The sequence below is a fragment of the Chitinimonas lacunae genome (assembly GCF_042650885.1).
Lineage (GTDB): Bacteria > Pseudomonadota > Gammaproteobacteria > Burkholderiales > Chitinimonadaceae > Chitinimonas_A > Chitinimonas_A lacunae.
The window spans coordinates 173,443-174,064 of sequence record NZ_JBHSBU010000002.1 but is presented as its reverse complement, the minus strand read 5'-3'; the positions used below and the strand labels follow the sequence as shown (position 1 = coordinate 174,064).

The 622-nt window shown below is 54.0% G+C and carries 1 protein-coding gene; it reads left to right on the top strand.

Translation table 11 applies throughout. The annotated features are described in order from the left end of the window. The first annotated feature begins 4 nt into the window (after window positions 1-4). Window positions 5-622 carry a DUF4303 domain-containing protein gene (locus ACFOW7_RS21110; protein WP_378168421.1) on the top strand — a complete coding sequence of 206 codons (618 nt, stop codon included), beginning with the start codon at window positions 5-7 and terminating at the stop codon, window positions 620-622.

The following is a 622-nucleotide window of genomic DNA, read 5'->3' as shown; positions in this document are numbered from 1 at the left end:
CTACATGCGTGTCCAAGCATTCAAGGAGATATTGCAGGCCAGACTGACTGCCGCCTGCCAAGGCTGTTTGCAGGACTTACCAGCCGAAATCGAGGGAGACAAGATTTATGCCTTCTCGATCTATGCAGATTCAGGCTGTACCAGCCTTGGGGTTGCATTTGCGACTCAAGGAGCGCTTGAACGGAAAAACCGGGAATCGGCAGCCGATCAGCTAAGGGCGTTCGTCAATACCCTGAACGCCGCCGAGTGGCCCTATGTGAACTATCACTATGAGCTATTCGAGGCGGCCGATGAGCTGGTGGACGAATTCTACGATTGCCTCTTTGACGGCGAACTCGAGGATGTGGAGTTCGATCCGCAAATCTCCACCGCCGAGCTGACCAAATTCGCCAGCGATATTTTTGTGGAAGTGATTGTCCGCAGCCTGCTCGACTTGAAAGCGCAAGGCTATTTCTCTGGTGACGCCTTCACCGACGACCCGCTGCTTGGACTACAGTTCGGCGACCCTAGCGACAATGGGGTCAATATGATGGAAGACGTATCGCGCCAAGTGAACTCTGCTGCCTGGCACGAGAAGATGGTACGCAACTGCCATTATCTGAAGCACGGTCTGCCCAGGTAA